5 protein-coding genes and 1 pseudogene are annotated in these 4,791 nt (G+C 55.2%); 5 read left to right on the top strand and 1 reads right to left on the bottom strand.

Going from position 1 to position 4,791, the window contains the following annotated elements:
* The 5 genes and pseudogenes from ABX962_RS30460 to ABX962_RS30440 form a co-directional block, all read left to right on the top strand.
* Positions 1-937: pseudogene (locus ABX962_RS30460) on the top strand (F0F1 ATP synthase subunit alpha); the annotation flags it as partial.
* Between the two features lie 39 nt (positions 938-976).
* Positions 977-1,393, top strand: a complete 417-nt coding sequence (locus ABX962_RS30455; protein WP_372725202.1) for a DUF4870 domain-containing protein — start codon at positions 977-979, stop codon at positions 1,391-1,393.
* A gap of 15 nt (positions 1,394-1,408) precedes the next feature.
* The gene (gene atpG / locus ABX962_RS30450) at positions 1,409-2,296 is read left to right on the top strand and encodes an ATP synthase F1 subunit gamma (RefSeq protein ID WP_345323636.1); all 888 of its coding nucleotides are present in this window, start codon (positions 1,409-1,411) and stop codon (positions 2,294-2,296) included.
* Positions 2,297-2,409: 113 nt separating this feature from the next.
* Positions 2,410-3,858, top strand: coding sequence for a F0F1 ATP synthase subunit beta (gene atpD, locus ABX962_RS30445; RefSeq protein WP_372725200.1), 1,449 nt, complete (start codon positions 2,410-2,412; stop codon positions 3,856-3,858).
* Between the two features lie 3 nt (positions 3,859-3,861).
* The gene (locus ABX962_RS30440) at positions 3,862-4,248 is read left to right on the top strand and encodes a F0F1 ATP synthase subunit epsilon (protein WP_372725199.1); all 387 of its coding nucleotides are present in this window, start codon (positions 3,862-3,864) and stop codon (positions 4,246-4,248) included.
* Between the two features lie 329 nt (positions 4,249-4,577).
* Here ABX962_RS30440 and ABX962_RS30435 read toward each other — a convergent pair.
* On the bottom strand, positions 4,578-4,791 hold a 214-nt coding region (locus tag ABX962_RS30435), incomplete at its 5' end, for a hypothetical protein (RefSeq protein ID WP_372725197.1).

Genomic DNA, 4,791 nt, shown 5'->3' with positions numbered 1-4,791 from the left:
CGCGGTCGGCCAAAAGGACTCGGCGGTTGCTTCGATCGTCGAAGTGTTGCAGCAAAAAGGGGCGATGGAATACACCTGTGTGATCGCTTCGGGAGCAAGCTCGCCTGCCCCGCTTCAGTACATCGCTCCGTACGCCGGAACTGCGATGGCCGAGCACTTCATGTTCAACGGCGGGCACGCCCTGGTTGTCTATGATGACTTGAGCAAGCAAGCGACGGCCTATCGTCAAATGAGTTTGTTGATGCGTCGCCCACCAGGCCGCGAAGCTTACCCCGGGGACGTTTTCTACTGTCACAGTCGTTTGCTTGAGCGTTCGGCGAAATTGTCGGACGAACTTGGTGGCGGTTCGATCACCAGTTTGCCGATCATTGAAACGCTCGAAGGCGAAGTCTCGGCCTACATTCCGACAAACGTAATTTCGATCACCGACGGTCAAATTTACCTGCAACCCGACTTGTTCTTTGCTGGGATTCGTCCTGCGATGAACGCCGGTATTTCGGTGTCTCGCGTGGGTGGAGCGGCTCAGATCAAGGCGATGAAAAAAGTTGCTGGTGGTTTGCGCCTCGACTTGGCAGCGTTTCGTGCCTTGGAAGCATTCGCCCAACTCGGTACGGACCTCGACGCCGACACACAAAGCCAATTGGATCGCGGATATCGCATGGTTGAGTTGCTCAAGCAGCCTCAATACCAACCGATGTCGGTGACCGAACAAGTTTTGAGTTTGTTTGCAGGAACCCGTGGTTATTTGGACGATGTACCGATCAAGTCGGTCCCCCAGTGGGAAAAGGACTTCATCCAATTTGTCCACGACAAGCACGGCAAGCTGCTTAGCGATTTGGAGTCCAAGGGTGACCTGACCGACGAGATCACTGAGTCGATCATTACCGTCATCAAAGAATTCAAATCCGGCTACAAGCCAGTCGAAGTCGAGTTGTAATGCCTCGCTCGTTCGGCGGCCGGAGAAAGGTAAGTTTTTATGAACAATCCATTTCAGCCTCCCGAATCGAGCGACCAACAACCACCCATTGAACCGCCCGATTTTACTCCCAACAACGAAGACCGAAATTTAGCGTTGATTGCACATCTATCGGGATGTGCCGGGATTTTGGCGGGCGGTTTGATCGGGTTTATCGGCCCTTTGATTATTTATTTAACCCAGAAAGACAAGTCACCGTTTGCGGAGTCGCAAGCCAAAGAAGCACTCAATTTTCAGATCACGTTGCTGATTTTGAGTGTGGTTTGTGGCGTCCTACTCGTCGCCAGTTGTGGTGCCCTATTTCCGATCGTGTTTGTGCCAATGGTGCTGCAAATCGTTTTCGGGATTATTGCCGCACTGGCCGTACGCGACGGTCGACCTTACCAATATCCGTTTAACCTCCGTTTGTTCCAGTAACGATCGCCTCATCTTATGGCCAACGCACGAGCACTCGATAAACGACGCAAGTCGATTCGCAATATTCGCAAAATCACGCGAACGATGGAGTTGATTGCGACCGCGCGTTACAAGAAGGCAATGGATCGTGCCCAGGCTGCGACCGCCTATACCGATCAGATTACCAAGATCGTCAAACGGTTGGCCGCAGCCGGTTTGGATGTCAAGCATCCGCTGCTTGAACCCCGCGACAATCCTAACAAAGCTCGCGTTTTGGTTTTGACCAGCAACCGCGGTTTGTGTGGTGGTTACAACGGCAACGTCTTGCGAACTGCGATGCCACGGATTCGTGACCTTCGCGATACGATCGACGAAGTCGCGGTGGATGCCAGCGGCAAACGCGGCGTGAACGGTTTGAAGTTCCGCAAGACGCTTGTCGACAATGCTTACTTGGGCTTCGAAGATCAGCCGGCTTATGACGAAGTCGAAAAGATCGCCGACCAATATCTGACCGAATACGTGACCGGCAAGATCGACCGCTTGGATGTGGTTTACACCAAATTCATCAGCACCAGCCGCCAAATCGCCACGATCGAAACGCTGCTGCCGCTGGGCTCGTTAAGTGACGAGGAAGCCGCCGCAAGTGACGACGATGAAAAGTCGGTCGAATTCGAATTCTTGCCATCCGCCGAAAGCATCTTGGAAGAGGTCGTGCCGACCAGTTTCAAAGTGCGTTTGTTCAAATGTTTCCTCGACGCGGCTGTCAGCGAGCAAGTGGCTCGAATGATCGCGATGAAGGGGGCGACCGAGAACGCCGGCGACATGATCAAGCAGCTTTCGATGACGTACAACCGAGCACGTCAGAGCCAGATTACTGGCGAAATTATGGAAATCATCGGCGGCGTCGAAGCACTCGCCAAGTAAGTCAAAACAAAACGCAGCGGCGGTTTCGTCGCTGCAAATGGTTCCCCACACAGAGGCTAGCAGTCCTAGCCAATCCAAAACATCAACTTCCTCTCGATACCTAAAAACAAGCTATGTCCACCGCAATCGAACAAGGCGCCGTTGGTAAAGTCACGCAAGTCATTGGTTCTACCTTTGATGCGGAGTTCCCTGAGAAGCAGCTTCCCAAGATCTACAACGCTGTAGAGATCAAGAGCGAGCACAAAGGGGTCACGATCAATCTGATCGGTGAAGTCCAACAGCACCTCGGTGGCGGTCGCGTTCGTGCGATCGCACTGGGCAGTACCGATGGAATGATGCGAGGCATGGATGTGGTCGACTTGGGCCGCCCGGTGACCGTCCCCGTCGGTGTTAAAACCCTCGGCCGCGTGTTCAACGTACTCGGCAACCCCATCGATAATCGCGGCGAAGTCGAAGCCGAAGATTACTGGCCGATTCACCGTCAAGCTCCTCCGATTTCCGAGCTGTCCACGAACACCGAAGTGTTCGAAACCGGTATCAAGGTGATCGACCTGCTAACCCCGTTTGTGCGTGGTGGTAAGGCGGGTTTGTTCGGGGGTGCGGGACTAGGCAAAACCGTTATTTTGACCGAGTTGATCGCTCGTATCGCAAGTAGCCACGGCGGTTACTCGGTATTCGCCGGCGTGGGTGAGCGAACTCGCGAAGGAACCGACCTTTGGTTGGAAATGCAAGAAGCCGAAATCGGCGAAACCGGCCGTAAGGTAATCGAGCAAACTTGCATGGTGTTCGGCCAGATGAACGAGCCACCAGGCTCGCGTCTTCGCGTTGCACTGTCCGCGTTGACCATGGCTGAGTTCTTCCGCGATTCGACCGGAGCGGACACGCTGTTGTTCGTCGACAACATTTTCCGCTTCTCGCAAGCCGGTTCGGAAGTTTCGGCGCTACTCGGACGTATGCCTTCGGCGGTCGGTTACCAGCCAACGCTGGCAACCGAAATGGGGGCGTTGCAAGAGCGGATTACATCGACCAAGAAGGGAGCGATCACCTCGGTTCAAGCCGTTTACGTTCCTGCGGATGACCCGACTGACCCTGCACCGGCAACGGCGTTCGGCCAATTGGACGCGTTTATCTACCTCGAGCGATCGATTTCGGAAAAGGGGATTTACCCTGCGATCGACCCGTTGGCATCGAACTCGCGTATTTTGGATCCGCAGTACGTCGGTGAGCGTCACTATGCGATTGCTCGCCGCGTGCAAACGATTCTGCAACGTTACCGCGAACTTCAAGACATCATCGCGATTCTCGGTGTCGATGAATTGAGCGAAGACGACAAGATGATCGTGCATCGTGCTCGTCGTATCGAGCGATTCTTGTCGCAACCGTTCCTCGTGGCCGAAGTCTTCACCGGCAAGAAGGGTGAGATCACCTCACTCGAAGACACCATTCGCAGCTTCGAAGGAATCTGTAACGGCGACTACGATCACTTGCCCGAGCGAGCGTTCATGTACGTCGGTGCGATTGAGCAAGCCGAAGCTCAGGCTAAGAAGATGGAGAACAAGTAAACGATGGCCATTCGATGTATTGTCGTCACGCCCGAGCGTACCGAGTTTGACCGCGAGGCCGACTTTGTGGCGCTACCGATGGCCGATGGCGAGTTAGGTATCCTGACCGGCCGCGCGCCGATGATCGGGCGACTTGGGTTTGGTACGCTGCGGTTGCAAACCGCCGCCGGTCCTGAGCGTTACTTCATCGACGGTGGATTCGCCCAAGTCGAAGGCGATGTGGTCAGCATTTTGACCGCACGTGCGACACCCGTCGATCTGCTCGATAGCGAGAAGGCGCGAGTCACGCTCAATGAAGCGCTCGAAATGCCTTCGGCAACGGTTCAAGAAGCCGAGATCAAAGACACGGCCGTTCGCCGAGCTCGCGGTCTGCTGCGAGCCTCGCGGTAGGTTTTTGAGATTTCACTCGCCCAGCAACGCTGGGAGGGTCGGTGAAGTCGGCAGTAGCGAAAGTCGCCAAGACTTTCGGCGCTGCGAGTACGACCGCCTATCGGTAGCGAAAATCGCGAAGACTTTCGGCCGGGCAAATCCGTTTTTCAAAGTAGGGTGACTCTCTGAGTCGCGTTGCCATTGCTTGGCGTCCTACATTCTTTCGGCCGTTGGCTTCACGAAACGTTCTGCGAGTTTCGCTACGAAAGGCTGGGTGCTTGACGAAACTCTTGGCGAGTTTCGCTACCGAGAGTCGACGAAAGCAACAGCGAAAACATCTATGCGGCCCTCTACAGCTTCACATCCACGCCGGTGCTTTGCGAAGCGATCTGCGGCGTGTTGATTGGCCCGCTGTTGACGCTCGCTGCGAGATCGCGATTTGGCCTTGGGCGAGGCGATTGGCGGGATGATTGCCAACGATCACCCGACGAGTACCCTGCCCCGCCCTGCTCTGCCCCGGATTGGTGCCCGCTAAAGGAACGCTCGCCCGATTGTGGGTCCTTT

Origin of the sequence: Novipirellula sp. (assembly GCF_041583735.1) — a bacterium.
Classification (GTDB): Bacteria; Planctomycetota; Planctomycetia; order Pirellulales; family Pirellulaceae; genus Novipirellula.
The sequence above is the reverse complement of the archived record's forward strand: the minus strand, read 5'-3'. Positions and strand labels throughout refer to the sequence as shown.